We start from the raw sequence: 26,843 nt of genomic DNA, 5'->3' as shown, positions 1-26,843 counted from the left end.
CGACGAGAGCCCGGCCGGCCGCAGGCCGGCGCGCCCGGATCCTGCCGCTGCCGGAGGCGCTACGCGGATTTGGCTACTGGCGCTACGTGCTTGGAGCTAGTGGCCTTTGTCGGCCAGCCAGAGGCTCACGTCCTGGATCGAGCGCATGAGCACCGACGGATTGTCCCGCGCGGGAATGAAGCCCCAGCTCTGCCAGTAGCGCTCGGCCTCGGCGTCGATCGCCCGCACCACCACCGCGCGGCCGCCGACGATGTCGGCGCCGGCGACACAGCGATGCAGCGCGTCCTTGACCAGGCCGCTGCCGATGCCTTGTCCGGCGTAGCGATGGTCGACGGCGAGTTGTCCAATCAGCAGGCAGGGGATCGGATCGGGCGGCCGTCCGGTGCGTATGGCGCGCGGTGCGCTGTTTGGCTGGATCACGCCCGGCGCGAGGCCGTAATAGCCCACGACTGTTCCCTCGTCGTGAACGACCAGGACGCGGGTAAACCCGCGGGCCTGGTTCGTTCGCGCGAAGCCGGCCAGCCAAGCGTTGAGCGCGGGCTTGCCGCAATCGAAGCTGTCGAGGCGGTGCACGTCGTCGAGGAGTTCGATGCCTGAAAGCGCCACCTAGCGGTCCCAGGGCGGGGACCGACGCAGCCGCTCGGCCGCCTTCGGCGGGGGCGCGGCGGCCGGGGCTGAGATCGCCTGCATGAAGGCGTCATAGGCTTCCGGGGACACGCGGATGACGGTTTCGTTGAGGATGGCCGCCTGCGCCTCGTGGAGTGCTGCGCGCCGCATGAACTCCGTGCGCGACAGGCCGAGCAGCTCCGCGCCGCGGTCGATGATGGTGAGATCATCGTCGCGAAACCGCATCGAGACGGGTGTTTCCTTCCTCGTGGCTGTGGGGGCCATGGCGCGCTCCTGTGCTGCGGACGTATATACGTCAGTGTAACGCGGACCGCAATACAACGTTGCGTGGCGGCGCGCTCCACCGCGTCGATAAGATCGGTGGAGGCGGAGGGTGCCGTGCTTCGCGCGCGCCGAACCCGACCGCGCGCGGTCGGGTTCGGTGGTGCGGATGCGAGGAACCCGACGCTTCACGCGCCGTCCTCCGCGAACCGCCAGACGGGGATGCCGAGCCGACGGGCCTTATCGGCAAGGTTGTCGGTGATGCCGGAGCCGGGAAAGACGATCAGGCCATAGGGCACTACGGAGAGAAGCTGGTCGTTGCGGCGGAACGGAGCTGCCTTGGCGTGCCGGTTCCAATCCGGCTTGAAAGCGATCTGGGTGACCTTGCGATTCTCGGCCCAGCAGGCGGCGATGCGTTCGGCGCCGCGCGGGCTGCCACCGTGGATCAGGACCATGTCGGGATGCTTCTCGCGGGCCTTGTCGAGCGCGTCCCAGATCCGATCGTGATCGTTGCAGTCGAGGCCGCCGGCGAAAGCGATCTTGGTGCCGGCCGGAACGAGCACCTCGGTTTCGGCGTGGCGGCGGGCGGCGAGGAAGTCTCTGGAGTCGATCACCGCTGCGGTCATCGCCTGGTGGGATACCTTTGAGCCGGTGCGCGGCCGCCATGCCGATCCGGTCTGCGCCTCGTAGAGGTCGGCCGCCTCATCGCGCATGATTTCGAGCACGTTGCGGCGCTCGATATAGGTGATGCCTTCCGCAGTCAGCCGCTCCAGCTCAACGGACTTCACCTCCGAGCCGTCCTGCTCCTGCTGGCTCGAGCGCTGGGCCTCCTCGTTGCGGTCGAGGCTACGGGCGACGCGCTCGGCGGCGCGGTGGAAGACGTTTGCGAAGGACCAGAGCAGGTCGTCGAGATCGGGTTCGAGCCTGGTGTCGCCAAGCATCCCGGCGAAGGTCTCGACGATCCCGGCGAGGCCGGCCCGGATCACCTCATCGTCGGGAAGTGGCCGGGGGTCGGGTTCGTCCTGATGCGGGCGATGGCCGTACATCTGCAGTTCGAGGATGACGCGGTCGGTCGGCGAGGAGGCGTGGTAGGGCTCGTAGGCGTCGTCGAGAGGAAGCTCGTAGGTCATGGCGGTGTCTCCGTCGGTGGTGGCCGCGCCTATCGCGGCCTGACAGCGCATCCCGGCCGCGCGCCGGACGCGGGCCGCACCGAAGGCCGAAGCGCAAGCGGAGGACGGCGCAGCCGTTGCGGCCGTGACCGGGGGGTGGCAGGGGTCGCCTCTCGGGCAGGCCGCGGGCGCGGCCTCTCCGGGCGGACCGCCGCCATGCCTGCAAGGCTTCCGGTGACGCCGCCCCTGCCCGCCTGCCGGCCTGCCCGCTCATCTGGGCGGCAGGAAGAGACGGCCATCTTCCGGGACGAGCTGATCGCTGAGCCATGCCGCGAGATGGGCCGGGCCGAGATGGCGCAGATCGTCGTTGAAGTCGCCGAGCTGCGGCCGCAACACCAGGGCGAGGATTCCGAACTCGCCCGCGCGCTGGCTGAGACGCTCGATGCCGTGCCGGCCGGCCGCGTCGGCATCGGCCGCGATGTAGAGGCGGCGGCAGCCGGGCGGGAACGTCAGGCCGGCCAGGTGATTGGCCGAGGTGGCGGCGGCCACCGGCAGCGCCGGCATCACCGTCCGGAGCGTCGCCATCGTCTCGAAGCCCTCGCCGGCGGCCATGATCGGTACGGGACCACCTGGCTGGTGGCCTAGCCAGATGGCGTTGCCAAGGAGATCCCCCAGCGAGCGGCGTGGATCCGCGAGTTGCGCCTTGCCCTGACCCGAAGGATCAAGCCAGGTCCGTTGCAGGCCGGTGATCTGCCCATCGAGGTTGGTGACAGCGGCAATAAGCGCAGGAAGTGCCTGCGTCTCGCCCGTAATGAGATTCCTGTAGTAGCAGTCGGGATGAAAGCGCAATGCGCGCTCATGCGCCGAAAGCAGAATGCCGCGACCGGCGAGATAGCGTCCGGCCAGCGTGCCCGCGATCGGCTGGGACATGGCGAACAGGCGACGCGCGGCCTCAGGCGAGCCGCGTTTCGCGGCTGGCTGGCACTGCGCGCCAAGGGGCTGAGACTGGTGCTGGGGCGGTGGCAGCGGCATGGAGAGAAAGCGACGCGCTTCATCCGCGATGTCACGGAAGTCGACGAGGCCGCAAGTTTCACGGATGACATCGAGCAGATCGCCAAATTCAGATGTCGCCTCGTCGACCCACCTACCCGCCAGGCCCTTGGCGTTTGCCCTGAGCCGCACATGCATGGAACGGCCGCGCGCGTTGCGGACATCGCCGACAATCCAGTAATTGCCGGAGCGATGGCCGTTGGAGAGATATTCGCGGCACACCGCCTCGGCGTGTTCACCAAGGCGGCGCGCCAGCTCGGAAGCCGAGCCGGTCATGGTCGCCTCCCCTCAAGCCGCTGCGCTACGTTCGGTGAGCCCGATGATCGCATGGCGATCAAGGAGCGAGGCGAGGATGGCTGAGCCTTGCGCGGCCGTCGGGATGAACAACCTCAGCTTCCAGGAGATGATCTCGGAGATCAGCCCCAGCGCCTTCAGCCGCGGAACCATGGCGTCGGTGAAGCCAATCAGCTCGACACGGTAGTCATTCATGACGCGGCTGCGGCGCAGGATCAGGCCATCGGCGAGTTGCAGTCCGATCCGTCCGTCGACAAGCCCGGTCCAGGCATCTTCCGGCGCGAGCTTGGGTACAACGCCGAGCCCCAGATTGCGGAACATGGTCGCGACAAGCGTCGGCGCGATGTGACGGCCGATGATGCGTTCGCCGGCATCGGTCTGGATCCGGTAGACCTGACAATCATGGTCCGGCAGCCGACGCCAGATCGGCAATAGCAAACCCGTCACGATGTGAAAGGTGCTGGTGGTGAACTCCGGGACGGCAGCGACTTCTGCCTGCCACAGGTCGCAGAACAGTTTTCGGTCGGCCGGCTGCCAGTGGGTTTCGGCAAGGGCGTCGAGGCCGAAGCGCAGCTCGTCCGTCGGCCGCAGCAGGCGCACGCGATGCTCTATCGCGCCATCGTCGAGCATGAGGCTCGCCGTCGGAAGCTGTATGGCTGTACGGCTCGAGCGCGAGTTGACGAGCAGAACCGATTGGGGCTCCGCCCGTACGATGGCCAGCGCGTCGACGAGGCCGAGCGGCCTGATACGGTCCTTGCGCGCGACGGTCAGCACATGCGACTGCGCGCCGGAGACCGGGTGCGCGTAGACGTTGCGGCGATCGGTGACGACGATGCTTTCCGCCGTGATGGTCTCCAGGCCCTTGTCGTAGTTTCCGGCGGCGATGGCGCCTTCTATTCTTCCCGCCATCAGCTGCTCGAACACCTCGAACAGCAGATTCTGGGTTTCGATGCGCAACGCCAGCAGGCGATTGAGCCAGGTCGTGATCGGCGGCAGTTCGTCGCGTAGCCCGCCCTCGTCGGTCGTCAGCGACAGCCCGGTCACGGTCTCGAAGGTCGTGAGCGAGCGGCCCTCGATCTTGCCCTGGTGCAGCAGATAATAGAACTGCCGCAGGGCTGCGCGGGCATAGGGGCTTTCGAGATTGTCCTCGGCACGGAACAGCCCTGCCCCGCCGGTCTGGCGCTGGCCGCGCGTGATCGCGCCCAGCGTGTCGAGCCGTCGTGCGATCGTCGACAGGAAGCGCTTGCCGGCCTTCACATTGGCGGCCATGGGCCGGAACAGCGGCGGTTGCTTCTGATTTGTGCGGTGGGTCCGTCCGAGACCCTGGATGGCGTTGTCGGCGCGCCAGCCGGCCTCAAGCAGATAGTGCTTGCGCAGCCTCTGGTTCCTGACCCCGAGATCGGCGTGATACGAACGGCCGGTACCGCCGGCGTCCGAAAAAATCAGTACGCGCTTGTCGTCATCCATGAAACTCTGGGTCTCGGCGAGATTGGCCGAGCCCGGGCGGTTCTCGACGGCAAGCCGGTCGATACCATCGCGGCCGGTCTTCTTTACGATGCGCCGCGAGCGGCCGGTCACCTCGGCAACGGTGTCGGTGCCGAAGTGATGGATGATCTGGTCGAGGGCGCTGCCCACCGGTGGCAGGGACGCAAGCTTCTCGATCATCTCGTCGCGCCGGCGAACCGCCTCCCGGCATTGAACCGGGTTGCCATCTTCGTCGTGGACGGGCCGCGAATAGAGGTTGCCTTCGGCGTCCGAATATTCCTCGAACAACTGCGTCGGGAAGGAGTGCAGCAAGTACCCGCCGACATACTCGCGCGGCGTCACGTCGACATGCAGGTCCGACCATTCCTCGGTCGGGATCTCGGCAAGCCGCCGTTCCATCAGCGCTTCGCCGGTCGAGACGATCTGCACAACGGCCGCATGGCCGTCGGCGAGGTCCCGCTCGATCGCGCCGATCAGCGTCGGCGTCATCATCGAGGTGATCAAATGTGAGAAAAAACGTTGCTTGGTACTTTCAAAGGCTGAGCGCGCCGCCGATTTTGCGTTGCGGTTCAGTGTGCCGGACTCACCGGTGATGTTGGTGGCCTCGAGTGCGGCGGTCAGGTTGTTGTGGATGACCTGGAAGGCATCGGCATAGGCGTTGTAGATGCGGATCTGCTCCTCGGTCAGCGCGTGCTCGAGGAGGTCGTATTCGACACCGTCATAGGAGAGCGAACGGGCCGTATAGAGACCGAGCGATTTGAGATCGCGGGCGAGCACTTCCATCGCCGCGACACCGCCGTCTTCGATTGCCGCGACGAACTCGGCGCGGTTGGCGAATGGAAAATCCTCGCTGCCCCAGATGCCGAGGCGCTGCGCATAGGCGAGGTTCTCGACGGCGGTCGCGCCAGTGGCCGAGACATAGACGATGCGGGCGTCAGGCAGTGCATGCTGCAGCCGCAGGCCTGCCTTGCCCTGTTGCGAGGGCGCGACGTCGCCACGCTCGCTTTTGCTGCCAGCGGCGTTGGCCATGGCGTGGGCCTCGTCGAAGACGATGACGCCGTCGAAAGATTTTTTCGCCCCCGACGGGTTTTCTCCAATCCCTGTCTGGCTTTCTTTAATCCCCGTCGGGCTTTCGGGCCTCCCCGCCAAGTTTCCTCTGTTCCCCATCGGGCCGTCGGCCCTCCCCGCCTCTTGGCCCACCCAGTCAAGGATCTGGGCGATCCGGGATTTCTTGCCCTCCCGTTCCTGCGAGCGCAGGGTTGCGTAGGTCGTGAACAGGATGCCTTCGGCAAGGCGGATCGGCGTGCCCTGCCGATAACGTGAGAGCGGCTGGACGAGGAGTTGTTCCTGGCCAAGTGCTGCCCAATCGCGCTGGGCGTCTTCCAGCAATTTGTCGGACTTGGAAATCCAGATCGCACGGCGGCGGCCCTGCAGCCAATTGTCGAGGATAATGCCGGCGACTTGCCGTCCCTTGCCGCAGCCCGTTCCGTCACCCAAAAACCATCCACGGCGGAAGCGCACAGCGTTCGCAGCACCTTCTGGCGCGGCGGAGACGACATCGCAGGTCTCGTCAACCGTCCAGGCGCCGGTGAGATGGCCGCAATGGGCTTCGCCGGCATAGATGACGCTTTCGAGCTGGGCGTCCGACAGCAGGCCCTCGTCGATGATCGCATCAGGAAGAAGCGGCCGATAGGATGGCTTCGGCGGCGCGACGGCGGCCATGGCAGCCGACTGCACGAGCGGCGTCGGATGCGGCTTGGCGCGGGGAATGTGGATCGACTGGATCGCGTAGGGTTCGTAGATCGTGTCGGTGAGCCGGCCGCCCTGTTCCGGCATCCAGTCGCGCAGCTCATAGGCGAGGGGGACCGCCAGCGTGCTGTTTGCCAACTCCTGGCGAGTGGGCTTCGGCCGCGCAATCGGACGGACCGATTGGATGGCCTTCGCAGCAGCCGTTGAGACAGCGAGGGGTGCGGCTCTCGCTCCCGATCGGCCGCCCATGTGCATGGCGGCATTGCGCAGCATGTCGCCGGACAATGCACCGATCGAATCGGGAAAGCCACCCGGTGTCCGGGGCGGCAGATCCGTGATCCAGGAGAGCAGCGTTTCGACATCTGTGGCCTTGCCGGGCGATGGGATGAAGCCGGTTTGGTCGGTGGCCGGTACCTTGTCAATAATTGTCAGGCGGGTCTCGGCCGTCGTCCCATGGCGGGCGTAGACACGGCCGTCGATCGCTGCGGTGAAGATGACCGTGCCCTGCTGCTGCAGGCGTTCGAAGGCGAGCCGCCATTTGGGGTTTTCGGGAGACAGGCTGGTGCCGGTGATGGCAACGAGGCGTCCGCCCGAACGCAGGCGTGCGAATGCGGAAGAGAGGTGCCGCAGTGCCGCATCGGCGATATGGCCGTCGACATAAGCGCCGACGCTGAAGGGTGGATTCATCAGCACGACGGACGGCTCCATGGCCGAGTCGAGATGATCGTCGATATGGGTGGCGTCGTGCCGCGAGACGGAAAACCGTGGAAACAGCAGGCCGAGCAGATCGGCCCGCGTCGCGGCAAGCTCGTTGAGGGCGATCGAGGCGCGCGCTATCGCGGCATGGACGGCGAGCAGACCGGTGCCGGCCGAGGGTTCGAGAACGAGGTCGCAAGATGCGATCGCCGCGGCGTACGCTGTGACGAAGGCCAGCGGCAAGGGTGTGGAGAGCTGCTGCAGGGCCTGGCTCTCGTCGGACCGTCGCGTATGGGTGGGAAGTAGTTCGGCAATGCGCTTAATCATCGCCAGCGTTGCCTGCGGCGTGGTCGACCGCGACAGGATCGCAGGGCCGAACCGGCGCAAAAACAGCACCTGGGCAACTTCGAGCGCTTCATAGGCGTCCTTCCAGACCCACAACCCTTGCGCATCGCTGCCGCCAAAACTGGTCGTCATGGCGGTGCGCAGTGCGGCGGTGGTGACAGGCTCGCCCTGTTCTAGGAAAGGCAAAAGCAGCGTTCCCGCCTGATGGATTGCCTGGGCGTTGTTGATGGAGGCAGGCGTCGGCGCGTCGAGGGGAGCAGCAGTCCGGGCAACGGCCGGTGTGGGCGAAACAATGTTCATGGAAATGTCCTTCGCGAGAGGGGAGTGGCGCCCGCGCCGGCACTCTCTCCGCGCCAGCTGGGCCGCACGCCTCCCGCTCCCCTCTGCCTCTGGCGCCGATGCACCAAACGGGTTGCACTCTGCGCAAAGCCATGACTTGAATGCGCGCACAGGGATGCGGCGGCGACCTGGAGCTGCGGAGGTGATGCGACGGTTCAGAATTGGCAGTGCGGTCTACGAGGAGGGAGCGCCTGACCTGCAGGCGGCGCTGGCGAACGCCTATGCCCGCACCGAGCGTCCGCTATGCCTGTGCCGCGAGCCAGGCTGCCCGATGTACATCGCCCGCATCGGCGACCTTCATCTGATCAAGCGCATGCCGCTCAGCGGCGGCGGGCATGATCCGTCCTGTGATTCCTATGAATCACCTTACGAACTGTCCGGGCTGGGCGCCTTGATGGGCAGCGCGATACAGCTCGATCCGCAAAACGGCTTGGCCGCCCTCAAGTTGGACTTCAGCCTGTCGAAGACGGGGAGCCGCGCGGCATCGGTGCCTGCGGGGCAAAGTTCCGCCAGCGTAACCGCCGATCCCAGGAGAATGTCGCTGCGTGGCCTGCTTCATTATCTCTGGCACGAGGCTGAACTGACGGTCTGGACATCGAGGTGGGCCGGCAAACGGCATTGGTGGAATGTCCGCTGGCATCTCCTCGAGGCTGCCGGGCAAATGACAGTGAGGGGCGGACCACTCGCCGATACCCTGTTCGTGCCCGAGCCGTTTCGGGCCGAGAACAGGCAAGCCATCGAGCAGCGTCGCAACGCGGTTCTCGGCACGGCGCTCCCGCCGAAATCAGGTCCACGAAAGTTGCTCGTCCTGGTCGGCGAAGTGAAGGAGATCGTGCCCGCCCGCTCCGGTCAGAAACTCGTCATCAGGCACCTGCCCGGTTTTCCCTTCATCATCGACGATGCATTGCATCGCCGCTTGCAGGCGCATTTTGAAAAAGAATTGTCGCTGTGGGCAGCGGATTCCAGCTCGCATCTCATGACGATCGCGACGTTCGGACTGAACCCGGCCGGCCTCGCCATTGTCGAGGAGGTCGCGTTGATGGTGGTGTCCGAGAACTGGATTCCCTACGAGACTGTCCCGGAGAAAAGGCTCGTCGATGGGCTCGCCCGCCTTCGCGAGAAGAGCGTGAAGGGATTGCGCTTTGACCTGCAACCCGACCAGCCGATCGCCAATGCGTTGCTTCAGACCAGGGACGAGCCGATCGCGCTCTTTGTCGTTCCGGCCGGAGCGGACCAGAACTTCGAAGTGTCGCTCGACGAAATGATCGCCGCGCGACCGGAGATCGGCTCCTGGGTGTGGCGGGTCGGCGAAGGCGATATGCCGCCGCTACCGCCTTGAGTGTCGGCGGAATTTCCGTGGCTGCTTCAGTATGCCTTAGGCCAGGCCCAGCTTCTTCTTGAGCTCGGCATTTTCCTTGCGCAGACGGTCGGCAAGCAGGCTCTTGAGGCGCTTGTTCTCTTCTTCGAGCGCGACAAGATCACGGAGATCGCCGCTGTCTGAAGAAGGTGCGGCAGCCCTCTTCCAATAATAGTAGGTCTGCTCGGATATGCCGGCCTGGCCAACCGCAATCTTGCTGGTCGCGCCGCCAGCGATCGATTTCTCGATCTGGGCAAGCTTCTGGGCGCGTTCATTCTCGGAATATGTCTTGCGGGCCTTCGCTGCCACGGGAGCTTCCGCCGCCTGGGGTGTAGGTTTCGCTCCGTTCTTGCGGACCGGCTTTACGAGCTCTGCCTTCGCTTTCTTTGCTCGCGGAACTTTCTTCTTGGATTCAGGCACTTCCACTTTGGCTGGGGCTCCTGTCGTCTGAACAGTCTGAGCGTCCTGAAAATCGGCCATCATACACTCCGCTTGTGGTTTGTCCCCTTCTTCAGCATCAAGGGGTCTTATACTGAAGTCAATGACCTGGGACTTTGGAAGCTGAGCAGCATGAGCCGGCTGCGTCATCTCCGTGGCAATATTGGACAGGTCAAGATCGCCCCATATCGAATGACTTCGCTTTGGCAGGCCGCGCTTCTGTTTCATTTCCACGATGAATGGCCGGATCTGGCGCTTCATAGTCTGTTCCTTGATGTGAGCATGTCTTGCAAGCCAAGTCGCTGCCCGTGTTAGCTGGTACCCGACGTATCTTATCGAACTCGCCGTGCTTTATCGGAGAAACCCCGCAACGAGCAAGCGGTGTGTCATGGGCCTTGGGCAATCGGCTCAATCAACGCGGGCAAACACGCCAACAGAGAGAGCTGCATCGTACACGCGATGCTCAGGCGTCTAGCCGGCGGTGTGGGATGACTGTGCACAATCCGGCTGGAGCGATTGCAATCCCAATTTTCTTGGGAACTAATCTTCTCATGGCGGCGGATGAGCTGGACGCGCTTGTTTTCGGGATGGCGGTCGACAGCGTTCGTGCGCTTTCTGTTCCTTTCGCGGAAAAAGTCGCGGAAGTCGCCCACAGAAGCCAGGGCGTCGTGCTTTTCAATTTGCGCATCGATGGCGACATGGAACTTCAGCGCGTCGCCGCTATCCGGTATCCAAGCAATCAGACAGGGGTCCTGGTGCTGGATAGGCAGGGCTTGTTGACCAGCCATTGCATGGTCAATGGCACCTTCTCCAGCTTTATCGCTCCGTTGGAGTACTGGAACACGCTGCCGCTCGCGACGCAGGCCAGGACGAGTATCGCCGGCCCGGCCAGCCTGTTCATCGGCGCTTTACGCAATGCCGGATACCTCCCGCGTGGCGGGCACTGAGCAGACGTTTTTCTGGGGGCCGGATGCTTATTTCCTCGGGGCAGTTGGCCATACGGTCTCGCATGTCTCAACAGCTTGAGGATGGGTCGTATGCGGGTGCATCCATTGAGCGAAAGTCGGTCGCCCTGATGGAGAGGTTTCGCCGTCGAGGCGCGGTCGTCAGCTCCGATGCAATCGCACTTTGGACAGGAACTCGTCGATCTCGAGATCCGACAGATCATCGAGCAGCTTGAAGGCAGCATCATGCTTTCCGGCGTTGACGAGAATGGTGCGTTTGCCGCGATGTTCGGCCCACCCGGTCTCGGGGTCTGCGTTGCGGGCGGTCCCCCTGAGTTCGACGGGGGTTATGGTCCAGATCGCCTCGAGCTTTTCCGAGCGGGTCATGCTGTCGCTCGCGCCGGTCTCGTGGGCGATGATGGCGGCGCGCATCTTGTCTGGCGACTGCCGATCCGTGAGATCGCAGAAGCCGTGAAACCAGCGCTCGCGGCCCCGAACCCGAATCGCGAAGAATACGCTGGTCACGTTGCCGGCCTTATACTCAGACATTCCGAACATGCCGGTGCGCATGAAGAGCGGCGGCAGCAAATCGAGCATGAAGTAATATTCTGACGCGTTGATCTCGAACCACTCGGCTGAATAGGGAGTGCCGGAAAGCGGATCGATGCCGGGAGTGTCTTTGTGACGGCTGAACAGTTGGAACATCTGCTCGCGGGTGGCGACGCCGTCGAGCACCTTCCTGAACGGTGGATGTGCGGTCATGGGGTTCTCCTGAACGCAGGTCGGCCACGCGCGGCATCACCGCGCCATGGCAACTGCCTGGTGTGTTGTGGCTGGCGACGGGCCGAGCCTGCGGCCGGCGCATCCATCGGCGATAATGGGGTTTGCAGGGGTTCAGGCGGCGCGTCGTTCGGAGGAACGCGAAGCGTCTCGACCAACCCCGGTGATGGCACGGACGGCGGCGGCGAGCGCCGGGATGTCGTCAAGCATGCCGAGCGCAACGAAGTGGTTGGCCCCGCCGGTGTAGTCCTTACGGCCCTTGCAGGTGCGGATCAGGATACCGTGACCTGAGGACAAACCGAACTGGCCGACCTGGATGTAGGTGTGGTCATGGTGCAAGGTAATTTCACCGCAAACGGCGATGCCCGCCTTGTTTGAGCGCAGGTCATAGCTGCCCGATGGCAGGTTTAATTCAGCGGCAAGTTTCTTCAGGCGTGAACGGGCTGTGGTGTGGAAACGTCTCTTCTGCTGCTCGTCGTAGGAGCAGCTTCTGTTCCAGTCGAACATGTCGATCTCCATGAAACGCAAGCGCCCGGGGTCGCGATGGCGATCCCGGGCTCGAGAGTGAGTGGAACTGGGTTGGGCCCGGCGGGAATGCCGGGCCCCGGGGCGAGCGTGGGGCCGATTATTCGGCGGCCTGGAGGTTGTCCGTTTCGTCGCCGTCCATGGTCACCGGCTCATCGGAGGACGGATCCGCATCGTCGGCGAGAAAGGCCGGAAGCTCGGAGGCATCGCCGTCGAGAGCCGCCTCGTCCGACATATCGCCAGCGACCGCGTCGCCAGCATCGGTAGCAACTTCATCGACCTCAAGGCGCAGCGGCTCTGGAAGCCAGCTCGATCCTTCGAGAAGACGGGCGGCCTCACGCGCCATGATGTCCTTCTTCATGTGGTCGATCAGTTGCGCGGAGTCTGCGCCACGAGCTTCACGGACTGCCTGCAGGATCCGCGCCTTGGTGAGCCGCCCGAGGAACTCGACCGTAGGCGTCCAGCCAGCGTCGACCATGTCGAACTGGAGCGAGCGGCCAAGCACGTCTGCATGCTCGAGCGCCTTCGCTCGCCTGTTCCAGGGTTCGACCACCGCATTGAGGGTCAGCGAGACGCAGTGCGCGAACAGCGCCTTGCGGCTTGCTTCGTCGAGGCCGAGAAGGAAGTTCCACAGGCCATCCGCTTCATCGGGCAAATCGCGGTCCCAGGCTTCGTGCCGCTCGACGATCTCCTTGGCCCAGGATGTCTCGGCAAGACCGTCGACTTGGCTGAAGCTGCCGCTCTTCAGGCTGATCTCCAGGCACGTGTCCGGCGCGAAGCGATAGAAGACCTGCAGGACGAAGGCATGGAGTGCGGCGACGAAGGCGATGTCGACGTCACCGGCGAGCGCGTTGCGCAGTGCCAGCGTCCGCTGCGCGGTCAGGTCGAAGACGAGCCGATCGGGCAGTGGCTTTATGCCATCGTCCTCGCCGTCATCGCCAGAGGTGTCGTGCACCGGTTTTCCGTTGACGACAACACCATCGCCATCGTCGTCGCCATTGGTTCGGGTTCCGCCGTCGGCGCCCTGTTCCTCTCCCTCATCGAGGTCGCCGGTTTCGGTCCGCGGCTCGTCCTCGGACCGCACGAAACCGGCATCGACCTGGAGCGTACCGTTCGCGGCAAGCGTGACGAACACACCGGCGATGGCCTTCTGTGCGGGATCGTAGCTTTGAGGACGATCATCGATCGCATCGAGCTCGGAACCCAACTGGTCGAGCTTCGCCTCGATTGCTTCATCGGCATCCTCGGCCTTGGCATAGTCCGCATCCAGCTTGTCGTATTCGGCCTTCAGCGCGTCGTAGCGTTCGATCTCCTCGGCGCTGAGCTCTTGCGCCTCGGCGTAGAAGCGCCGCATGCCGGAGGTGTGGCCATAGGGAAAGCTGATCGCGGCCTCGACCCATTTCCAGCCTTCGGCGCGGATCACCTCGGCATCCACCTTCAGCCTGTCGAAGACAAGCTGCTCGAGGAGTGCGGCATCCTGGAACCAGCCGCCGGGATCCTGCTCGAACAGATCGCGAAGGATGACCCCGCCCGCAGCCTCATAGGCTTTGGCACCGACATAGACGGCACGGCGATCATCGGCCCGCACCGTCGTCTCCGTCAGCAGACGCCTGATGTAGTATGGTTCGTGCATGTGCGAGCTGGAAATCCGCTCCCAGACCTGTTCCTGGCGCGCGTGATCGTCGGAGATCGAAAACGCCATGATTTGCTCGAGCCGGATTTCGTCCTTCTCGTAGAGCTCGAGAAGCTTTGGCGATACCGATGCCAGCCGCAGACGCTGTCTCACTGTGGCCGGCGACACGAAAAAGCGGGCGCCAATCTCGTCCGGATCGAGGCCCTGATCGCTGAGCGTCTTGAAGGCCCGAAACTGATCGAGCGGGTGCAGGTCGGCGCGCCGCAGGTTTTCAGCAAGAGAGTCCTCCTCGGCCGAGGTCTCCTGCCCGCGGTTGACGATGCAGGGGATTGGCTCGTTCTTGGCCAGGCGCTTTTGCTTGATGAGGATGCCGAGCGCCAGATAACGCCGCCCGCCGGCGGGCACCTCGAACGTGCCGGTCTCCTCGCCCTCACCGTCGAGCACGGGACGGACGTTCAGGCTCTGGATCAGCTTTCGCCGTCCGATGTCTTCGGCCAGCTGCTCGATCGACACGCCGTCCTTGATGCGCCGAACATTTTTCTGCGACAACATTAGCTTGTCATAGGGAATATTCTCCGCGGCGTTCATCGCGATCTTCTGAATGGCGTTCTTTGCCATGGTCAGGTTCTCCATGACGGGCGGCCCGGGGCCTCTCCCCGAACCTCCAAGCCCGTCAGAACCCTCCCCTCCCCCCTCTGCCTCCAGGCCTCACGCCGACCCGGCCCCGGCTCGCGGATCTCGACGCGACCAAGCCGCCGGGAGGGGCCACCAGCATGTTGGCTTCACCGGGTTCTCCCACGAAAAAAATCGCCGCCGTCTTGCTTCGAAGGACCGCGCTGGGATTGATGGAGACGGCCCGGAGGCAGGCCGGCGACGAGAGTTTTCGTTGCCGGCCTCCAGGATCAGGCGGCGAAGTCGAGAAGCTTCTTGGCTTTGCCCTCCATGTCCAGGCGGGCATCCTGATGAGGCTTGTCGCGCGCGACCCGCGTGATGCCCTGCACGAAATCAAAAATCGATTCCGGTGGTCTGCCTTCCTCCATGAGAACAGTATCGATGATCTTTGTGGTCTCGGACTTAGAGAAGCCGCGTTTGCGCAGGAAACCCTGGCGATCTTCGTCGTCTCTGGCAACAATCCGTTGCCGCGCCGTCTTGATGCCGTTGACGAATGGCATGGGCGAGGAATCGGCAAACTGGATCAGCGCCGGCTCGGCTTCCAGGGCGAAACGGGAGGCCGCGTATTTTGAGTGGCGGATGGTGATTTCCTCGAAATCTTCAACGCCCCATAAATTACGATTCTGGCACACTGCGCGTAGATAGAAGCTGGCAATCCCGAGGGTGCGGGCTCCGACTTCGGAATTCCAGCAGTAGAAGCCGCGGAAATAAAGATCCGGTTCGCCATTCGGCAGCCGCCCGGCCTCGATCGGGTTCAGATCATCGACGAGGAACACGAAGACATCGCGATCAGAGGCGTAGAGCGTCGTGGTGTCGCTGGAGATATCGACGTGCGGATTGTAGATTCCCGTTGACCAGTCGAGCACGCCGGGCACTTTCCAGCGCGTGTCGCCGGTACCGTTGCCGGCAATCGTTTGCACGGCGTCCACCAGCTCTGAGTCAAATATTCTGCCGTAGTCCGGACCTGTTACCGCTCGCAGCTCGAGGCGTCCGTTCTCGATTTCCAGCGTCTTCACCTGCTCGGCGCGCTGGTTGAGGAGACCGTGCTGAAGGTTGATCGCCGCGAGCGGGGCCGGAAGCTGGCGCAGATAGGTGGCCGGCGCGCCTACCAGGCTGGCGAGTTGGCCGAAACTCCAATGCGTGGGCGCAACTGGGGCAGGCGCATCGGGCAGCATTAGTCTCAGGCGTTCCGGATCGTCGCGGCTGGCCTCGACGCGGATCAGCTCACTTTCAACGATGCGGGTCTTGCTGCGCTCCGACCGGGCCTTCACCGAATTCCGAAGGTCGGTGAGCGACAGGTATCGCTCGTCCGCCGGCCGGTTGAACCATTCTGACGACACGCGGCTGATGCGCTGGCCGCGGCTGACGTCGACCTTGTAACCGGCACGCTCGTTGCGCTTGGGCGTGTGAATTTCCATCTGGGTCATGGGTGTCGCTCCTCGGCGGGCGCCGGGAGACTCTCTCCCGGACCTTCACCCGCCGCCGCGGCCCGCCCGCCCTCTTCCTCTCCCGGCATCCGCGCGCCACTGGAAGCGTCGGCACTGCGGCAGCGGCCGCGCCAAGGCTGACACCAGGAGAGAAGGCTCGGGCATCCGTGACCCGCCTCACGCCAGCTGCTAGGTGCCGCTGTCCATTTCCCGTTCGGCGTCTCCACAAGCCCTGCGGTTCACGCCGCCTTTCTGGCAGCTGCGTTTTTGGCGCCTCGTCGCGCCAAAATGGCCTTGGCACTTCTTTTTGAAGGGGATACCTGCCGAAATCAAACGGCCGTCAGTTAGGCAGGTAGCGCTGACGGTCTTTTTTGTGACGGCCGCTTTTTTTCCGACGTTTCGTTCGGATGGTTCTCGGACGTTCCGAGCGCCAAGTCGAAGCGGCGGCGGCTGCCGCCGGGCTGGACTTCGTACTAACGGTACTCCCATGCTTTTCCGGCCTCCAGCTTGCTCGAGAGGCATTGCTGTCCGGCACCGACGTTAATGAGCGTGGGAAGCAAGCGGACTCATTACCAACCGCTGCACACAGGCTGGTTCATAATTAACCTGAAATCGCGGCGGGTAGGCTCAGGTGAAAGGTTGCGCCGTTCCCGTGGGAACCGATCGCCCACATGCGCCCACCATGCGACTCGATGATTGAACGGGCGACGCGAAGCCCCATGCCCGTTCCGTCCGGTTTCGTTGTAAAGAACGGGTCGAATATCTGTTCCGCGAGTTCCTGCGGGAACCCTGGGCCGGTATCGCTGACAGAAACAAGAATATCGTTTTCGACACGCTGCGACTTGACGACGACCTCTCGTATTCCTTCGAAGTTCTTCATCGCTTCGATGCTGTTGACGATCAGGTTCATCGCGACCTGCTGCAATTGCACGCGATCTCCAGCGATCTGAGGAAGATCGGTCGCCAGCTCCGTTCGTACCGATATGTTGTATCGCGCTGCCTGGTCGCGCAAGAGGGCCACGGTTCCTCGATTGATCTCATTTACATCGAGAACCTCCCGATCCAGGTTGCCCCTTTCGAATTGTGAGCGTATCCGTCTCAGAATTTCGGCGGCACGTTGTGCATCTCTTACCATTCTGGTGACAGCCGCGCGCAGTTGGTCGAGATCGGGTTGGTCGTGATCGAGTCCCCGGAGGCAGACATTGGCATTGGTGAGGGCACCGGTGATCGGTTGACTGACTTCATGCGCAAGGGATGCTGCCAGCTCTCCCATGGTTGTCACCCGATTAATGCGAGCAAGATCGCTCTGCGCTTGGCGCAAGGCTTCTTCGGTCCGCTTCAGGTCGTCGATATCGGTTGTCGTACCGACGAATCTGAGGAGTTTCCCCTCGGAATCGCGCAAGACCACGGCTTGTTGGAGATGCCAACGATATGCCCCGTCCCGAGCGCGGAGAGACCGGGTTTCCATTGCGAAATCCTGCCCCGAATGTACCCCATCCCAAAAGCTCTTGACCCCCATCTCTCGATCATCGGGGTGGATCGCAGTCATCCAGGCCTCGGGATGCGACTGGACGAAGTCGAGGGTCTGACCCGCAAATTCCAGCCAGACTTGGTTCACGAAATCCGGCGTCCCATCGGGTTTGAGCGTCCAAGCGGATACCGGAAGCCGCTGCAGCAATCCAACCTGGAGCTGCAGGTCGTCATACGCTTGTTGCAGCCCTGTCCACATCTGGTTGAATGCCCCGACGAGAAAGTCAAGCTCGTCGCTTGGCCGAGGCGGACGCCGCTCGAGTCGAAGCGGTGCCCGCGAACCGCGAAGATCGTATCCCTTGAGCGACGTTCCTATCGCGGTGAGGTGACGTGTGATCAGCCGGTGGACAGTAAGGAGGATGAAAAAGGAAACCAGGAACGTCTTTATCGCCTGACCGACCAGGATTGTCGCCGCGGTGTTAAGAAGCTGGCGATAGATCTGGTCGTACGTGGCTTCGACCATGAGAATGCCAAGCAACTGCTTGGCGTCGCGTTTGGAATAATAAATTCTGAGTTCGTGCCGCTCGGGTGGATTGGCCTGGTGGGAGCCGGCGGTTACGACGAGGGGGGCAGCTTGATCGGTGGCCTCACGCAGTTCGACGTAGCGGATATTAGGCAAGCGAAGAATCCCCTCGACCTGCAATTGAAGCTGGCGCCCGTCCATCTCCCAGAGCCCTTCGCTAAGACTTTGCCGATAGCTGCTGTCAATCTCGGACATCTTTTGATCTATTGCTTGGACGTCGCTGCGATAGTCGAGGTAAAGCTGCGCCAATGTCAGAATCAGCGTGATCACCGAGCTGAAGAAGACGACGCGAACAAGCAAGCGCCCGCCTATGCCGCGGAGAAGGTCTGGCAACAAGCGCCAAGCAGACGCGCTGCGCCTCAGCTTCGACGATTCGCGATCGGATTTGCTGCCGCCCGTGCTGGCGTATATCGATTCAGATTGCAAAACTTACCCTCGCGACGCAAGCTCGCACAATTCATGTTAGTACGACTGCTAGGCTCGGCTCGCGCGAGATGGAGACCTCTACCATCGCATAGATCGCGTTTCTACACTATCGTGCGAATGTGGAATGCAAGGGATGCCCGCAAATGGCTAGATCGGCCGGTTTCAGGCGCTTGCTATGCGGGACTATCGTTGTTACCTGGGCGCTCAGCGGACGACCGTTGTTGGCGGACCCGTTGCGGCTCGTCAACGATGATTATTTGACTCTTTACGAGAATGACAAGTTGCCGGGATTAGGGGGCGAAGTCCTCAGGCAGGTCTTCGCCGGCCTGGGACGGGACGTCTCCTTCGAGCGCTTCCCCACGAAGCGCGCTTGGATGATGGTGGTCCGCGGCGAGCGCGACGGAATGGTCGCCACATTTCGAACCAGCGAGGGAGAGCGGTTCTGCTCCTTCTCTGACGAGCCGTTAATCCAAGATAAGTGGGTCCTGTTCGTGCGCACGGCCGACATCGGGAAGCTGAAGTTCACGTCTTTCGACGATCTGATTGGACACGACGTCGCTATCCGGGAAGCAGTCCCCCAGGTAGAGGTATCTGAACAACCGACCGTGTCGCCCGAGTTGTGGAGCTTCTTGCGCCAGCATCACAACATGGTCGCAACCAACGGCACCCCCGTCGGCCTCCGCATGCTGGCAGCCGGCCGCGTCGATTATGCGGTCGCGAGCCTCGCCTACGCGATGAGTGAGATCACGAAGATGGGATTATCCGGAAAGATCGAGCCACTATTGTCCCGTAGCGTGGCGGAAGAAAATGTTTATGTCTGCTTCACCAAGGCGCGTGTTTCGCCCGCTTTCGTCGACGCCTTCTCGAGCGCTTTGAAGCAGTTCAAGCAGACCGAGGCGTTCCAGGCGATCTACCGAAAATATTTCCCGTAACGTCCTCCCGACCGATTTTCCGCGATGAGCGACTCAGCATCTTAGCCGAGGCCGAGGCCTGGCTCGAGGAGAAGGCCTGCCGGCTCTATCCCGAAAGCGCCTTCGCGTAGGAAGAGTCGGCTCGTGGCCTTTATTGTGCTCTACGTTGACGTCGGCAATCCATGTGCGCCAATTCGCGGGTTCCCCAGGATCTCAAGGCTCCGCGGAAGAAAGTCGCCAGTCGGCTCCTCAACCGTGGCTGCGCTCGGAGCCACTGCCCGAAACGCGCTCCGCCGCCTCTTTGATTTCGGGCTGCATCGCCCTCCCCCTCTTTTTCGCCTGGAAGGGCCGGCAGGTTCTCAGCCAGCAGTCGCGCCTTGCTTAGCAGACCGGCATCCTCCAGCATTTCGATTCGCGTCTAGTCCTTCGGCCGGGCAACGGCAGCGCGGCGGGATGTCGACCCTTTTGAGACGATATACGGAAATAGTCCCTGATTTGCTCCAACGCGCGTTGAGCGATTCTAGTGCGGTGCGCTGTTTCTACAGTGAAAAGCGGATCGTTGCGGACTATGGGTCCTTCCAGGGCTAACCGTAAACGACAGCCGGCTTGCTCTGACCCACTTCGATGATGTAGCCGTCTGGATCGCGAATGTAGCAGCGAGTCTCGCCGTACTTTTCCATCGGCTCCGTGATGAATTCAGCGCCCCGGGCTTGCCAGTGTTCATAGCAGCCGTGGATGTCATCAACGCGGATGTTCATGAAGCTGCTGAGTGAATCGGGATCGGGGGGAACACCGAGCGTCACCGACGGTTTGTCAGGTGTGGGGCCGCCCCCGATGTTGACGATGAGCCACGTATTGGCGATCTGGATGTATCCCGGCGCGCCACTGCTATCACCCAGGCTCAGGATGCGGCCTCCGAAGACCTTCTCATAGAATCGTGCCGAGCGTTCGATGTCGGCAACTGTCAAAAAATGCGCGACGGTAAATCCGTCCTGCGGGGGCATCGTATAGACTTTATCCTCAACTCGCACTTGGGTCATCCGTGACTCCTAGTCAGACAGGTTCCGGTCGCGAGCCGCCGTGGCGCGCGGCTCACAGGTTCTAACGTGGCTTGTCGGCTCGGGCTTTAAGTTGGCCTTTGTCATCGATCCGTCTCTGAGCCGGCGCGGCAGTTGCGTTCTGGGACGCAATGAGGCTCACCCGCCCCTTGCCGCCAACAGCTTGCGGTATTCGCCGACTGGCATCCCGCCCCAACCCCAATTCTCCATCTCCACTTCCTCAAACACGACCCAGGTCCAGTCCAGCGGCTTGCCGAGGACGTCGAGCAGTACCTCGCTCATGCCCTTGTAGATGGCTGCTTTCTGCTCCGCTGTAACATGATCCACTCCAGGTTCCGTGCCCTCGCGCGTGAGCTGGACGGTAACGATAGGCATGAAAATTCTCCCTTGTGACCAGCTGAATCAGTGGCCAGCGCTTTGGCCGCCGTCGACATGAAGCGTTTCCCCCGTCACGAAAGGGGCATTCTCCAAATACATGACCGCGCCGACAATGTCGGAAATCTCGCCCAGCCGCCCCATCGGATGCAGCGCCGCCAGCGCCTCGTATGTCTCTGGTTCGTGCATGGGCGTCCTGATGACGCCAGGCGACACAGCATTCACCCGGATTCCACTGCCGGCATATTCGATCGCCAGACTCCTAGTTGCCGCGTCGACCCCGCCCTTTGTTAGGGACGCGAGCACCGATGGCACCTTCGAGTTGGCCTGCTTCACCAGGCTGGTGGTGACGTTGACGACATGGCCGCTGCCTTGGCGTTCCATTGCGGCGATCACGGCCTGGGTAATGAAGAAGAAACCGGTCAGGTTGGTCGCGACCAGACGGGTGTAGTCCTCCGGCGAGTAATTCGTGAAACGGCCGGCAAGGAAGACGCCGGCGTTGTTTATCAGCGTATCGATCCGTCCGAAGCGCTGGAGTGTTTGCTCAACCACCTTCGGCCCCGTAGCGGGGTCGCCGATATCTCCTGTGATCGCGAGCACGTCCGATCTATCGGAAGGCTTCATAGAACGCGAGGTGGCAACGACGCGATAGTTCCGGCCGAGATAGGCCTCAACCAGAGCTGCGCCAATGCCCTGCGACGCGCCGGTGATGACGACGACTTTCTGTTCAGTTTCCATGATAACCTCGATGGATGTCCGCGCACCGACCCGGCTACGCCAGACCTGCCCCGTCTACATGCTGACAATCGAGGCCTCGAACCATTATCCAATGGTGTCGCGCACACTTTGGTATCGGTGGTTATACCGGGACACGTCGCACAATATCGATGATCAGCGGAGCCTCCAAAGCGCAGGTCAATAGCTGACGGAGATTGTTGATTATTTGGCGGCACGGGCTCGCCTGCCGATGCTTAAAGCGCAAACCCGCGCGGCGCACCTCCGTCTTAAGTACCGCCGACACCTTGGTGCAATGGAAGGTTTCGCCCAGGTCTGCTGTTGTCTTGTGGGAACGTCGAGAGGGAAGTCTCGCGGCGGGCGGTTTACCGGAGGATTTGGCCATGCCGACTGGATTTGCGAATCCATCACTCGGATCCTGCCAGCCGGTGGCATTGCATCTGGCTGAAGAGATCAGTCACCGGGTGATCGACGAATATACTGAAGCGATAGCGATCCTGTCGTCTGCCGCGTCACTAATGGATGTGACGGCGGAGCCGGCGTTGAGGCGCGCGGTGGACCGTCTGCAGGCGATGGCTGAGGCACATCGATCGCTTCTCGTACCGATCACTGAGGAATACATCGACCTCGGTCATCATGTTGGGACGCTGTGTTCCAGCCTGTCGCGCGCGTCCCTGAGCGAGCAAGGCATTCGACTGACCGTTGCTACGGATGAAATCCAGCTCGACCCCGCGCGATGCTGGCGCGTCGGTCTGATCATCTCCGAACTGATCCGGAACGCGGCACGTCATAGTCTAAAGGATGGCCGAGGTTCTATCCGCGTCACGCTGAACAGGAATGGCAGCAGCGTCTCGTGTGTCGTCTGCGACAACGGATGCCCGGCCTCTGATCTGTCCGAGGGTCGTGGGCGGCGGTTGATACGCGGGCTGACCGCAGAACTCGGCGGCATCGTGGAATGGAAATTTACCCAGTGCGGATCATTTGCGGGTGTGCGCTTCCCGGTGATCACACCTTAGCTCCTGCATCCGGAGTCGCGACTTGCCTCGCCCGGTATTTCTTGGACCTATCTGTCGTGCTGGGCTCACGGGCTAGGTGAGTGGCGGCGGCTCTCTTCATCCGGTTTCAGCATCGCATCTGAACGCAAGGACTTCTGGCATGGCTGATCAACTGGACAATCAGGCCGCCGTTCAGCTGGTGGCTGTCGAAGCCCGCAGCCTGCGTGATCAGGTGGCCACGATCAAGCAGGCGCTGGTGGGTTCGCCGGTTCGCAAATGGTTGCTGTGGACGTCGGTCGGCATCATGGCCGTCATTGTCGCGACATCGATCGGTCAGGTCCTGCTGAACCGCTGGAACCAGCCTTTCTATGACGCGCTGGCGCGCCGCGACATGGCGGCCTTCCTGCACCAGTTGCTAATCTTTGCGATGATCGCCGGCGGGCTGCTGGTGCTCAATATTGGCCAGACCTGGCTCAACCAGATGATCCGGCTGAAGCTGCGCGAAGCGCTGACGCTGGACCTGATCGACCAGTGGATGCGGCCGGCGCGGGCCTTTCGGTTGGCCAATGCGGGCGCCATCGGCGTCAATCCCGACCAGCGCATGCAGCAGGATGCGGCGCACCTCTCGGACCTGTCGACCGACCTCGGTGTCGGGCTGCTACAGTCGGTCATCCTGCTCGTGTCGTTTGTCGGTGTGCTCTGGGAACTGTCTTCGGGCTTCGTCTTCCACGTCGACGGCTGGTCGCTCGCCATACCGGGCTACATGGTCTGGGCTGCGTTCCTCTATGCCGGAACCGCCTCCTGGCTGAGTTGGCTGGTCGGGCGGCCGCTGATCAGCCTGAACAGCGACCGCTACACCCGCGAAGCCGAGCTGCGCTCCTCGATGGTGCGCGTCAACGAGAATGTCGATGCCATCGCGCTGTACCATGGCGAGGCCGATGCCAGGCGGCCGCTCGAACTCGACCTTGGCACAGTGCTGGGCGCCATGCGGCGCATCTATACCGCGCAGATCAACCTTTCCTGGGTGACCGATACTTATGGCTGGATCACTGTCGTGGCGCCGATCCTGGTCGCCTCGCCAGTCTATTTCTCGGGCGATATCAGCTTTGGCGGGCTGATGATGGCGGTCGGCGCCTTCAACCAGGTTCATTCTTCGTTGCGCTGGTTCATCAACAACATCGGCAGCATCGCCGATTGGCGCGCTACGTTGATGCGTGTCGCTGACTTCCGCATCGCGCTCAATGAAACCGATGTGCTGCACGACACCGAAAAGCGCATCACCTTCGATCAAAACGCCAATGGCAACCTGACGTTCGAGAAGCTTCAAGTGGCCTCGCCGGAGGGCTGTACCAAACTCTCCGACCAGCATGTCGAAATCCGCCCCGGCGAACGCGTCATGATCACCGGCGAGCCGGGTGCCGGCAAGACGCTGTTCTTCCGCGCCATCGCCGGGCTGTGGCCGTGGGGCGGCGGCAAGATCGGCCTGCCGGCCGGAGAAACCCTCATTTTCGTGCCGCGGGTGCCGTATTTGCCGGCCGGCACGCTGCGCGATGTGCTCAATCACGCGAACGGGCATGCGCCGGCGAGTGACGCCGACATTTCGGCGGTGCTGGCCGAGGTCGGTCTTGAGCGGCTGTCGTCGTCGCTCGACCTCGTCGGGCGCTGGGGTCATGAGTTGGGCGATGACGAACAGCGCTTGCTGGGCGTGGCCAGGCTCGCCTTGCGGCAGCCGAAATGGGTGATCATCGACGAAGCCATGGACGCGTTCGACGGACCCTCGTTGGGGCGCGTGCTGTCGATGCTGGAAAGGCATCTGAATGGATCCGCGATCATCAACATCGGGCGTGACGAGCACAACGATCAGTTCTTTTCGCGCGGTTTGACGATCGTCAAGGATACCGGCGCCCCGGCGCTGAAGCCGGTCCGAGTCAGGGCCGGCGCGATCGAGCCGCCGCCCGTCGCCGCACGCCGCAAGAGATAGGCCGTATTCAAAACGGAGCCTATTTTTCCGTGATCGCGGTGAAAGGGGGGCCCCAAGTGCTCTTCATGGTGCGGGGTGCCCGCAAGGCACCACGCCAGAGCATCTCGCAAATGTCCGCCGCCTTCTACGGCAGTAGCCTGACGGCGTGGGCTGGCCTTGCAGTCAGCCGCTCGATCGTCGAGACTCACGGCGGCCGCCTTACGTCAGCGGGAACCAAGGTCCAGGCCTGGCCTTCTCTGGCAATCCTATGTCGGGGACAACGCGGTCAGTCGGTTCGGGGGCGGCAGGGAGATCGGGATCGGCCCACGGCACAAGCTGCTGCGCTGCAATCACATCGGGACATCGACTCTGCCGATGCCGGCCGCTGACGGTCCGTTAGCCTGCCCATCTCCAACTCACTTCCGGAAGGTGCCGAAGATGCGGCCGATGACGAGAATTCTGTGCGCTAGTCGTTGCAGGACTGATTGACATCGTGCCACTTCGAAGTTTTGCCGTTCATCCGCCGAAGTTTTCCTGGGACTGATAATCTCTGGGAAAGCCGGGATGAAGACGATGGCGATCCGCCGGCTGCCCTCAGCTGTGACTCGGTGCCTGTGTGAGCACCTTTGAGCAGGGTTCCATCGGAGCCGTGCGGGCTCATACCCGGGAAGCTCTTTTACAGCAAACGTTCGCAGCGTGAATACAGGCGGCGCGGCCGCTGCTGGAGTCCGAAAGTCGGTCGGCCGATCGTCAAGCGGTCGGCCTTACCTTCCCAGGCCGACACCATGGTCTTGGCAATACGTTCGTCCAATCGCGGGCAAGAAGCCCGTGCATCATTTTGTGGGGACCGTGCATGCAAACACCGAAGGAGGGTCCAGTGGACGCCAAGACAATCACCTCGCAGATTCGCCTGACACGTCGGACGCCCGCCTATTGGCGAGTGACGTTCGACAACCCACCGCTCAACGTCATGGGCCCGCAGATGGTTCAAGAATTCACGCATCTGATCGACGCCATCGAGGCCGACGATGACGTTCGGGTCGTGGTGTTCGACAGCAGCGTGGACGGCTACTTCCTTAACCACTCCGATTTCAAGGCGCGGATCGACGACATGCTCGCGCTGCCGCCGGGCCGGACCGGGCTGCCGCCCTGGCCGGATTTCCTCGTGCGGCTGACACGCGCGCCGGTCGCCTCGATCGCGCTCATCCGCGGTCGTGCTACGGGCAATGGCAGCGAGATCACCCTTTCCTGCGACATGGCTTTCGCAAGCAAGGAAAAGGCCATTATCTCCCAGTGGGAAGTCGGCGTGGGCATGGTCGCCGGCGGCGGACCGATGGCCCGCCTGCCCCACCTCATCGGCCGCAATCGCGCCATGGAGGTGCTGTTGAGCTCTGAGGACATCCGCGGCGAACTGGCCGAGGCTTATGGCTACGTGAACAAGGCCCTGCCCGACGCTGAGCTCGACGCCTATGTCGATGCGCTTGCTACGCGTATCTCGAGGTTTGACAAGTGGGCGATCGCGCAGACTAAGCGTCTGGTTAACACTAGCCTGACTCCGGATGTCGAGCTCGGTGCCGGCTGGGAAGCTTGCATAGCATCGCTGGGTCGACCCGCCGCCCAGGAGGGGATCAAAGCGCTGACCGCTAAAGGTTTCCAGGCGCCTGGAGATGTCGAGGACCGGCTGGGTTTTCACCTGGGCGAATTGCCGCCGCGATAGACCGCCGCCGATGGCGACGCCGTCCCCCCAAGAGAAGGAAGAGCCCTATGGATCTGCTCATGAAAGCGAAGGCGCTAGCCGAACGTGTGGAGGCAGAAGCGACAAAGGCCGAGGTTCCGGTCGCAGTATGCATCATCGACGTCCACGGCAATCTGGTGCTCCAGCACCGGATGAACGGCGCGCCTGTCTTCGCGCTCGAGATTTCCGAGCGAAAGGCGTATACCTCGGCCCTCGTGCGCGTGCGCACGGCTGACATCCTGCCGCTCGTGCAGCCGGGGCAATCGCTCTATGCGCTGCCCACGGTGGGCGGCGGGCGCTTCTGCCCCATGGGTGGCGGCATCCCCCTGGTCGACGACGACGGCACAGTTTACGCGGGCGTCGGCGTCAGCGGCGGCACGGCCGAAGAGGATGTTGCCATCGTTGAAGCCGCTGTTCGCTGATTACGCCGCCGGCGAATTCGTCACGTGCCTCCGGTCCCCCCGGGATCGATGGTGTAGTCGTGAAACGGTGCCCGAGGTGCAATCGTCGATGGAATAATGCATGTGCCAACTCGTCCGCCGGGGCGCACGGTCGAGAATCCATCCGTCGAGATCGAGACGCGATCCGTCACATCGCCGCCGGAGTCGCCGGATTGTTCACCGACGTGTTCATCTCTGCATGACAGCGACGGCCCAGCGCGGACTCAATGACGGCAGCGTAGTTGACCCGAACAGCGCAAGCGGTCAGCGACGCCGATTATGTTCAGCTCAACTTTGTGGTGACGGAAGCTTCCTGGCCGTGAACTCTGGTGCGCCCTTAGAGCCTGAATCAAAAAGAGTGTTTTGATATCAACTTCTTGCGAGCCTGCGGGTGAGCAGGCGAATGTGAGCGACGTATATCCAG

Annotated in this window: 21 protein-coding genes; 7 read left to right on the top strand and 14 right to left on the bottom strand. The window is 62.7% G+C overall.

Features of this window, described 5'->3' with window-relative positions; all coding sequences use genetic code 11:
* Nucleotides 1–96: 96 nt before the first annotated feature.
* From NKJ46_RS24750 to NKJ46_RS24730, 5 genes are all read right to left on the bottom strand, one after another.
* On the bottom strand, nt 97–606 hold the full coding sequence (locus NKJ46_RS24750; protein WP_352668341.1) for a GNAT family N-acetyltransferase: 510 nt from the start codon (nt 604–606) through the stop codon (nt 97–99).
* Entirely contained in the window at nt 607–891 is a 285-nt protein-coding gene (locus NKJ46_RS24745; protein WP_352668338.1) for a type II toxin-antitoxin system TacA family antitoxin, read from the bottom strand.
* Nucleotides 892–1,076: 185 nt separating this feature from the next.
* On the bottom strand, nt 1,077–2,018 hold the full coding sequence (locus NKJ46_RS24740; protein ID WP_352668336.1) for a DUF2493 domain-containing protein: 942 nt from the start codon (nt 2,016–2,018) through the stop codon (nt 1,077–1,079).
* 249 nt (nt 2,019–2,267) lie between these two features.
* Nucleotides 2,268–3,323 (bottom strand): DUF7146 domain-containing protein, encoded by a 1,056-nt coding sequence (locus NKJ46_RS24735; protein WP_352668335.1) that lies wholly within the window; start codon nt 3,321–3,323, stop codon nt 2,268–2,270.
* 12 nt (nt 3,324–3,335) lie between these two features.
* On the bottom strand, nt 3,336–7,916 hold the full coding sequence (locus NKJ46_RS24730) for a strawberry notch-like NTP hydrolase domain-containing protein (RefSeq protein WP_352668333.1): 4,581 nt from the start codon (nt 7,914–7,916) through the stop codon (nt 3,336–3,338).
* A 184-nt stretch (nt 7,917–8,100) separates the two neighbouring features.
* Between NKJ46_RS24730 and NKJ46_RS24725 the strand changes: the two genes are divergently transcribed.
* A complete protein-coding gene (locus tag NKJ46_RS24725; RefSeq protein WP_352668331.1) occupies nt 8,101–9,294 on the top strand; it encodes a DUF1173 domain-containing protein in 1,194 nt (397 codons plus the stop codon).
* Between the two features lie 36 nt (nt 9,295–9,330).
* On the opposite strand, the gene NKJ46_RS24720 is transcribed toward NKJ46_RS24725, so the two are convergent.
* Nucleotides 9,331–10,011 (bottom strand): transposase, encoded by a 681-nt coding sequence (locus NKJ46_RS24720; RefSeq protein ID WP_352668329.1) that lies wholly within the window; start codon nt 10,009–10,011, stop codon nt 9,331–9,333.
* Between the two features lie 227 nt (nt 10,012–10,238).
* On the opposite strand from NKJ46_RS24720, the gene NKJ46_RS24715 reads away from it, so the two are divergent.
* Nucleotides 10,239–10,697 carry a hypothetical protein gene (locus NKJ46_RS24715; protein WP_352668327.1) on the top strand — a complete coding sequence of 153 codons (459 nt, stop codon included), beginning with the start codon at nt 10,239–10,241 and terminating at the stop codon, nt 10,695–10,697.
* A gap of 159 nt (nt 10,698–10,856) precedes the next feature.
* On the opposite strand, the gene NKJ46_RS24710 is transcribed toward NKJ46_RS24715, so the two are convergent.
* The 5 genes from NKJ46_RS24710 to NKJ46_RS34845 all read right to left on the bottom strand — a co-directional run bounded on the left by NKJ46_RS24710 (nt 10,857) and on the right by NKJ46_RS34845 (nt 18,084).
* Nucleotides 10,857–11,456: a DUF1419 domain-containing protein gene (locus NKJ46_RS24710; RefSeq protein ID WP_502903450.1), complete on the bottom strand. Its 600-nt coding sequence runs from the start codon at nt 11,454–11,456 to the stop codon at nt 10,857–10,859.
* A gap of 132 nt (nt 11,457–11,588) precedes the next feature.
* The gene (locus NKJ46_RS24705) at nt 11,589–11,993 is read right to left on the bottom strand and encodes a hypothetical protein (RefSeq protein ID WP_352668323.1); all 405 of its coding nucleotides are present in this window, start codon (nt 11,991–11,993) and stop codon (nt 11,589–11,591) included.
* Nucleotides 11,994–12,099: 106 nt separating this feature from the next.
* On the bottom strand, nt 12,100–14,250 hold the full coding sequence (locus NKJ46_RS24700) for a ParB/RepB/Spo0J family partition protein (RefSeq protein ID WP_352668322.1): 2,151 nt from the start codon (nt 14,248–14,250) through the stop codon (nt 12,100–12,102).
* A 284-nt stretch (nt 14,251–14,534) separates the two neighbouring features.
* On the bottom strand, nt 14,535–15,731 hold the full coding sequence (locus tag NKJ46_RS24695) for a DUF932 domain-containing protein (RefSeq protein ID WP_352668321.1): 1,197 nt from the start codon (nt 15,729–15,731) through the stop codon (nt 14,535–14,537).
* 601 nt (nt 15,732–16,332) lie between these two features.
* Nucleotides 16,333–18,084 (bottom strand): sensor histidine kinase, encoded by a 1,752-nt coding sequence (locus NKJ46_RS34845; RefSeq protein ID WP_502903449.1) that lies wholly within the window; start codon nt 18,082–18,084, stop codon nt 16,333–16,335.
* A 347-nt stretch (nt 18,085–18,431) separates the two neighbouring features.
* Between NKJ46_RS34845 and NKJ46_RS24670 the strand changes: the two genes are divergently transcribed.
* The gene (locus NKJ46_RS24670) at nt 18,432–19,142 is read left to right on the top strand and encodes a substrate-binding periplasmic protein (protein ID WP_352668318.1); all 711 of its coding nucleotides are present in this window, start codon (nt 18,432–18,434) and stop codon (nt 19,140–19,142) included.
* Nucleotides 19,143–19,705: 563 nt separating this feature from the next.
* On the opposite strand, the gene NKJ46_RS24665 is transcribed toward NKJ46_RS24670, so the two are convergent.
* From NKJ46_RS24665 to NKJ46_RS24655, 3 genes are all read right to left on the bottom strand, one after another.
* Nucleotides 19,706–20,161: a VOC family protein gene (locus NKJ46_RS24665; protein WP_352668316.1), complete on the bottom strand. Its 456-nt coding sequence runs from the start codon at nt 20,159–20,161 to the stop codon at nt 19,706–19,708.
* A gap of 156 nt (nt 20,162–20,317) precedes the next feature.
* Nucleotides 20,318–20,554: a tautomerase family protein gene (locus NKJ46_RS24660; protein ID WP_027027091.1), complete on the bottom strand. Its 237-nt coding sequence runs from the start codon at nt 20,552–20,554 to the stop codon at nt 20,318–20,320.
* Nucleotides 20,555–20,581: 27 nt separating this feature from the next.
* Nucleotides 20,582–21,292 (bottom strand): SDR family NAD(P)-dependent oxidoreductase, encoded by a 711-nt coding sequence (locus NKJ46_RS24655; RefSeq protein ID WP_352668314.1) that lies wholly within the window; start codon nt 21,290–21,292, stop codon nt 20,582–20,584.
* Nucleotides 21,293–21,672: 380 nt separating this feature from the next.
* On the opposite strand from NKJ46_RS24655, the gene NKJ46_RS24650 reads away from it, so the two are divergent.
* The 4 genes from NKJ46_RS24650 to NKJ46_RS24635 all read left to right on the top strand — a co-directional run bounded on the left by NKJ46_RS24650 (nt 21,673) and on the right by NKJ46_RS24635 (nt 26,401).
* Nucleotides 21,673–22,305, top strand: a complete 633-nt coding sequence (locus NKJ46_RS24650) for a sensor histidine kinase (protein ID WP_352668312.1) — start codon at nt 21,673–21,675, stop codon at nt 22,303–22,305.
* 139 nt (nt 22,306–22,444) lie between these two features.
* Nucleotides 22,445–24,265 (top strand): ABC transporter ATP-binding protein/permease, encoded by a 1,821-nt coding sequence (locus tag NKJ46_RS24645; protein ID WP_352668310.1) that lies wholly within the window; start codon nt 22,445–22,447, stop codon nt 24,263–24,265.
* A gap of 856 nt (nt 24,266–25,121) precedes the next feature.
* On the top strand, nt 25,122–25,961 hold the full coding sequence (locus NKJ46_RS24640; protein ID WP_352668309.1) for an enoyl-CoA hydratase/isomerase family protein: 840 nt from the start codon (nt 25,122–25,124) through the stop codon (nt 25,959–25,961).
* 47 nt (nt 25,962–26,008) lie between these two features.
* The gene (locus NKJ46_RS24635; RefSeq protein ID WP_352668307.1) at nt 26,009–26,401 is read left to right on the top strand and encodes a GlcG/HbpS family heme-binding protein; all 393 of its coding nucleotides are present in this window, start codon (nt 26,009–26,011) and stop codon (nt 26,399–26,401) included.
* The last annotated feature ends 442 nt before the right edge of the window (nt 26,402–26,843 follow it).

The sequence above is a fragment of the Mesorhizobium sp. M0166 genome (assembly GCF_040322255.1).
Lineage (GTDB): Bacteria > Pseudomonadota > Alphaproteobacteria > Rhizobiales > Rhizobiaceae > Mesorhizobium.
Note: the sequence above shows the minus strand (reverse complement) of the source record. Positions and strands in the feature narration are given on the sequence as shown.

What these genes read in the sequence shown, in the direction of transcription:
- NKJ46_RS24745 (WP_352668338.1), bottom strand. Translation starts at nt 891, where the DNA reads ATGGCCCCCACAGCCACGAGGAAGGAAACACCCGTCTCGATGCGGTTT.
- NKJ46_RS24695 (WP_352668321.1), bottom strand. Translation starts at nt 15,731, where the DNA reads ATGACCCAGATGGAAATTCACACGCCCAAGCGCAACGAGCGTGCCGGT.
- NKJ46_RS24715 (WP_352668327.1), top strand. Translation starts at nt 10,239, where the DNA reads ATGACTGTGCACAATCCGGCTGGAGCGATTGCAATCCCAATTTTCTTG.
- NKJ46_RS24655 (WP_352668314.1), bottom strand. Translation starts at nt 21,292, where the DNA reads ATGGAAACTGAACAGAAAGTCGTCGTCATCACCGGCGCGTCGCAGGGC.
- NKJ46_RS24645 (WP_352668310.1), top strand. Translation starts at nt 22,445, where the DNA reads ATGGCTGATCAACTGGACAATCAGGCCGCCGTTCAGCTGGTGGCTGTC.
- NKJ46_RS24735 (WP_352668335.1), bottom strand. Translation starts at nt 3,323, where the DNA reads ATGACCGGCTCGGCTTCCGAGCTGGCGCGCCGCCTTGGTGAACACGCC.
- NKJ46_RS24665 (WP_352668316.1), bottom strand. Translation starts at nt 20,161, where the DNA reads ATGACCCAAGTGCGAGTTGAGGATAAAGTCTATACGATGCCCCCGCAG.
- NKJ46_RS24730 (WP_352668333.1), bottom strand. Translation starts at nt 7,916, where the DNA reads ATGAACATTGTTTCGCCCACACCGGCCGTTGCCCGGACTGCTGCTCCC.
- NKJ46_RS24705 (WP_352668323.1), bottom strand. Translation starts at nt 11,993, where the DNA reads ATGGAGATCGACATGTTCGACTGGAACAGAAGCTGCTCCTACGACGAG.
- NKJ46_RS24700 (WP_352668322.1), bottom strand. Translation starts at nt 14,250, where the DNA reads ATGGCAAAGAACGCCATTCAGAAGATCGCGATGAACGCCGCGGAGAAT.
- NKJ46_RS24650 (WP_352668312.1), top strand. Translation starts at nt 21,673, where the DNA reads ATGCCGACTGGATTTGCGAATCCATCACTCGGATCCTGCCAGCCGGTG.
- NKJ46_RS24740 (WP_352668336.1), bottom strand. Translation starts at nt 2,018, where the DNA reads ATGACCTACGAGCTTCCTCTCGACGACGCCTACGAGCCCTACCACGCC.
- NKJ46_RS24725 (WP_352668331.1), top strand. Translation starts at nt 8,101, where the DNA reads ATGCGACGGTTCAGAATTGGCAGTGCGGTCTACGAGGAGGGAGCGCCT.
- NKJ46_RS24710 (WP_502903450.1), bottom strand. Translation starts at nt 11,456, where the DNA reads ATGACCGCACATCCACCGTTCAGGAAGGTGCTCGACGGCGTCGCCACC.
- NKJ46_RS24635 (WP_352668307.1), top strand. Translation starts at nt 26,009, where the DNA reads ATGGATCTGCTCATGAAAGCGAAGGCGCTAGCCGAACGTGTGGAGGCA.
- NKJ46_RS24720 (WP_352668329.1), bottom strand. Translation starts at nt 10,011, where the DNA reads ATGAAGCGCCAGATCCGGCCATTCATCGTGGAAATGAAACAGAAGCGC.
- NKJ46_RS24660 (WP_027027091.1), bottom strand. Translation starts at nt 20,554, where the DNA reads ATGCCTATCGTTACCGTCCAGCTCACGCGCGAGGGCACGGAACCTGGA.